This window comes from Pseudomonas agronomica, assembly GCF_025917275.1.
Classification (GTDB): Bacteria; Pseudomonadota; Gammaproteobacteria; order Pseudomonadales; family Pseudomonadaceae; genus Aquipseudomonas; species Aquipseudomonas agronomica.
Genome location: NZ_JAOSHO010000491.1, coordinates 1 through 3622, shown reverse-complemented (window position 1 = coordinate 3622; position 3622 = coordinate 1). Strand labels below are relative to the sequence as shown.

The window sequence follows — 3622 nt, the reverse complement described above, 5'->3', positions numbered from 1 at the left end:
CCCAGCGGAAGCGCGCCTGCTCGCGATAGCGCCAGTACGTTCAGCACCGAAGTTGGAGCTCCACGCCCCATAGCGTTTACAATCCCCGCCCTCCCCAACTTCCCCAAGGAACCGCCATGTCCGGGCTTGAACTGTTTGCCGCAGCCCTCGGCGTGATCGCTGTCTGGCTGACCGTCAAGCAGAACCCCTGGTGCTGGCCGATCGGCCTGGTCATGGTGCTGCTGTACACCTGGATTTTCTTCGACGTGAAGTTGTATTCCGACATGTTGCTGCAAGTCGTCTACGCCGTCCTGCAGCTGTACGGCTGGTGGCAGTGGACCCGCGCCGGGCGCAACCATGACGGGCGACAGGTGACACGCCTGGAAGGGCCGTCGGTGGCCCTCGGCCTGGCCATCGGTGCGGCGGGCAGCCTGGCGCTGGGGGCCGCGATGGCCCATTGGACCGACGCCGCGCAACCCTGGCTCGACGCCGCGCTCACTGGGTTCAGTCTGGTAGCCCAGTGGTGGATGGCGCAGAAACGCGTGCAATGCTGGCCGCTGTGGATCGTCCTGGATGTGATTTTCGTGGGCCTGTTCATCTACAAGGGCCTCTACCTGACTGCCGCGCTCTACGCCCTGTTCACCCTGCTGGCGGTGCAAGGCTGGCGGGAATGGCGCGCCGACCCGGCGCTGCGCGCATGAAGGTAGTGGTGCTGACCGGCCCGGAATCCAGTGGCAAGAGCTGGCTGGCGGCGCAATTGCAGGCCCACTTTGGCGGCCTGCGAGTGGATGAATACGTGCGTGATTTCATGGAACAGACCCAGCGCGACACCTGCCTGGCCGATATCACCGACATCGCCACCGGGCAACTGGCCTGGGAAGACGCCGCCCGTGCCCGGCAGCCGGCGCTACTGATTCTCGACACCCACCTGTTGAGCAATATCCTCTGGAGCCAGACCTTGTTCAGCGACTGCCCGAGCTGGCTCGAACCGGCCTTGCTGGCGCGTCATTATGACTTGCACCTGCTGCTCAGTCCCGAGCAGGTCGAATGGGTCGGTGACGGCTTGCGTTGTCAGCCAGCGCTGGCCGAACGCACGTTTTTTTTCCAAGCCATCGAAGACTGGCTGGTTCGCCATCAACAACCTTTCGTCAAGGTCGAAGGTGACTGGACCCAACGTCGTGAGCAGGTGTTTGCGGCCGTTTCCCGGCTACTCCAGGCTTGAGTTGTTTCATCGCTGAAACAGCAAGCGCCCGCCAAAGCCGGATCCAAACTCGCTTCACGCGATCGCCAGCCTGACTGTCAAGTCACTGAAACACCCTCCTCCCAAGCCTGGATCCAGAGCCATACGACGGCGGGCGGCGTGTCGTGGGCCGCACACCCAGTCTCAGGAATGAAACAGGTTGTGCGCCAGACATTTGCCATTACCTGCAAACGGTTGAATCCAAAGACTTTTCAAAACACGGCACAACACCTGCTCTTCCCCTTCGCAACGCTGACTAGGGCCAGCGTCCAGTGAAGAAGGAATCGATGTCATGGGGACATTCAACGGAAGGTTGATCTGTCTGTTGTTGATCGGCTGCGCCGCCAGCGCGACGCTCAGTGGTCCGGCGCAGGCCGAGGGCAACGGCGTCATCGTACTCAACCGTGACGTGCAACCGGTTCATATTGGTCGCAATGGCGGCAAAGACCCCTACCCGACCACCGTCAATGCCAATCCGTCCGATCGGATCAACCAGGCGATCACCAGCACAGAGTTGAGCGACGGCGAATTCGCCAGCGTGGCCAGCGGCTCGACGATCCGTAACACAGTCAACCCGAACACCGGCGTACAAGGCCTCAACGTCGTGACCAACCCCAACGGTATGCCCGGCATGGGTGCCGGCCATGGCGGCGGTAGCGGCGGCGCGATTTCCGGCACGATCAACCGCTCGCTGAGTTCCGGCCTGGCCCCATTGGGTCGGCTGGCGGGAGGCCAGTGAGATGAACCCTACCTGGCTCATGATCGCCCTGCTCGGCTCATCCGCCGCGCTCGCCGATCCAGGCGTGGCGGTGAGCAGCCATGCCGACTTGCAGAACTCCGGCAGCCGCTACACCGGCAACTTCAACGTCAACCAGGCGGCCGGCGACCAGACCCAGCAGACCAACACCCGCGCGATCGCCATCGGCACCGACGCCCAGGCGACCACCGTCGTGCGCCAACGCCTCGACACACCGGCCAGCCCGGCGCTGAACGCCAGCGCGCGCATCGGCGGCAGCTCATTCACCAACGGTAACGGTGTGCTGGGCGTCAACCAGTCCGCCGGCGCCAATAACCAGATGGCCAATGTCATGCGCGTGGGCATCAGTGCCCGTCCGCAGAGCATGGATGACAGCGCCCTTTCCCAGCAGAACGTGGCGCTGGTACCGAACTCCGGAGCAACTGACACCCCAACCGGCAGTCGCCAGGTCGCTACCAGCGACCAGGCCTTCACCGGCAGCCGAGGGGTGATCCAGGTGAACCAGAGTGCCGGGGTGGGGAACCGCATGGCTAACACCCTGAGCATCCGGGTCGCTGACTGACCCGGCGCAGCACATAAGAAAGAACCAACACTTAACCAACGACACGCAAGGAGAAACACCATGAAACCCACAATGGCGCTAAAACCATTGGTTTTCGCTCTCGCCGCTGTCATGGCAATGGCTGCACAGGCTGGAGGAAACGACAACAACGGTCATGGCAACGGCCATGGCAACCATGGTCATCAAGGGCCGACGCTGGATCAATTGCTCTCTATCAGTGCCGGCGCTGGGGCCACGGTGCTGGATGAGCAGAACAGCGACGGCAACGTAGTGACCAACCAGGCGACCCGCAATACCGCCGAAGCCACTGACTCGCTCAACGGCAGCAACGGCAACATGGGCGCCAACATCGCCGCTGGCGACGGCAACCAGCAGGACAACGCCGCCGCACTGGCCACCGCCGACGAGAGCTTCATCTTCGGTTCGGCTGTCGCCGCTTCCAGCGCCACGCAAGTCAATAACAACAACCATGTGAAAAACAACTCCACGCAAAACAACGCCTCGCTGACCAGCGCAGGCAACAACGGCTCCGGCAACATCGGTATCAACGTGACCGCCGGCAACTTCAACCAGCAGAAAAACAACCTGGCCATCGCCGTGTCGGGTGGCCGTGTCGCCCAGGCCTCGGCTTCGGCTGACCAGTCCTCCACCGGTCTCGTCGTGGACAACAAAGGCGTCAAGACCTACAAGACCGACACCCTTACCAGCACCTATGAAGCTTCTGGCACCTTCAAGGCCAAGGGCACGATCAAGGATGAAGGAGGTTGGGACCACAAGGGCGGTTACGGTGGCGATCATGATGGAGACAAGATCTCCGTCGCAGGCACTTTTGAACTGGCCGGCAGCAACACCCAGCAAGTGTTGACTCGCGACGGTTGGAAAAACCCTGTCTACAACAACGCCACCATGACCAACTCCATGAACGGCTTCTCCGGCAACGGCGGTGCCAACGTGTCGGCGGGCGTGGGCAACCAGCAAAGCAACTCGCTGTCGATTGCAGCCGGCTGCAAGGCTTGCATGTAAACGCGCATGAAACGAAGCCCCGGCAACAGTAATGCTGTTCCCTAGGGTTTGGATGAATCTT

General features: G+C 62.0%; 5 protein-coding genes. All 5 read left to right on the top strand.

Features of this window, described 5'->3' with window-relative positions; all coding sequences use genetic code 11:
* Window positions 1-116 precede the first annotated feature (116 nt).
* The 5 genes from pnuC to OC610_RS23255 all read left to right on the top strand — a co-directional run bounded on the left by pnuC (window position 117) and on the right by OC610_RS23255 (window position 3561).
* Window positions 117-680 carry a nicotinamide riboside transporter PnuC gene (gene pnuC / locus OC610_RS23275; protein WP_264431168.1) on the top strand — a complete coding sequence of 188 codons (564 nt, stop codon included), beginning with the start codon at window positions 117-119 and terminating at the stop codon, window positions 678-680.
* Window positions 677-1201: an AAA family ATPase gene (locus tag OC610_RS23270; protein WP_264431170.1), complete on the top strand. Its 525-nt coding sequence runs from the start codon at window positions 677-679 to the stop codon at window positions 1199-1201. The genes pnuC and OC610_RS23270 overlap by 4 nt, the downstream gene beginning before the upstream one ends.
* 310 nt (window positions 1202-1511) lie before the next feature.
* Complete coding sequence (locus tag OC610_RS23265) at window positions 1512-1958, top strand: hypothetical protein (RefSeq protein WP_264431166.1); 447 nt, start codon at window positions 1512-1514, stop codon at window positions 1956-1958.
* Window position 1959: 1 nt separating this feature from the next.
* Complete coding sequence (locus OC610_RS23260; RefSeq protein WP_264431165.1) at window positions 1960-2538, top strand: adhesin; 579 nt, start codon at window positions 1960-1962, stop codon at window positions 2536-2538.
* Between the two features lie 60 nt (window positions 2539-2598).
* Window positions 2599-3561 carry a heme utilization protein gene (locus OC610_RS23255; RefSeq protein WP_264431163.1) on the top strand — a complete coding sequence of 321 codons (963 nt, stop codon included), beginning with the start codon at window positions 2599-2601 and terminating at the stop codon, window positions 3559-3561.
* The last annotated feature ends 61 nt before the right edge of the window (window positions 3562-3622 follow it).

Bases quoted from the DNA above. Each gene is read 5' to 3' on its own strand.
- OC610_RS23265 (WP_264431166.1), top strand. From the start codon at position 1,512: ATGGGGACATTCAACGGAAGGTTGATCTGTCTGTTGTTGATCGGCTGC.
- OC610_RS23270 (WP_264431170.1), top strand. From the start codon at position 677: ATGAAGGTAGTGGTGCTGACCGGCCCGGAATCCAGTGGCAAGAGCTGG.
- pnuC (WP_264431168.1), top strand. From the start codon at position 117: ATGTCCGGGCTTGAACTGTTTGCCGCAGCCCTCGGCGTGATCGCTGTC.
- OC610_RS23255 (WP_264431163.1), top strand. From the start codon at position 2,599: ATGAAACCCACAATGGCGCTAAAACCATTGGTTTTCGCTCTCGCCGCT.
- OC610_RS23260 (WP_264431165.1), top strand. From the start codon at position 1,960: ATGAACCCTACCTGGCTCATGATCGCCCTGCTCGGCTCATCCGCCGCG.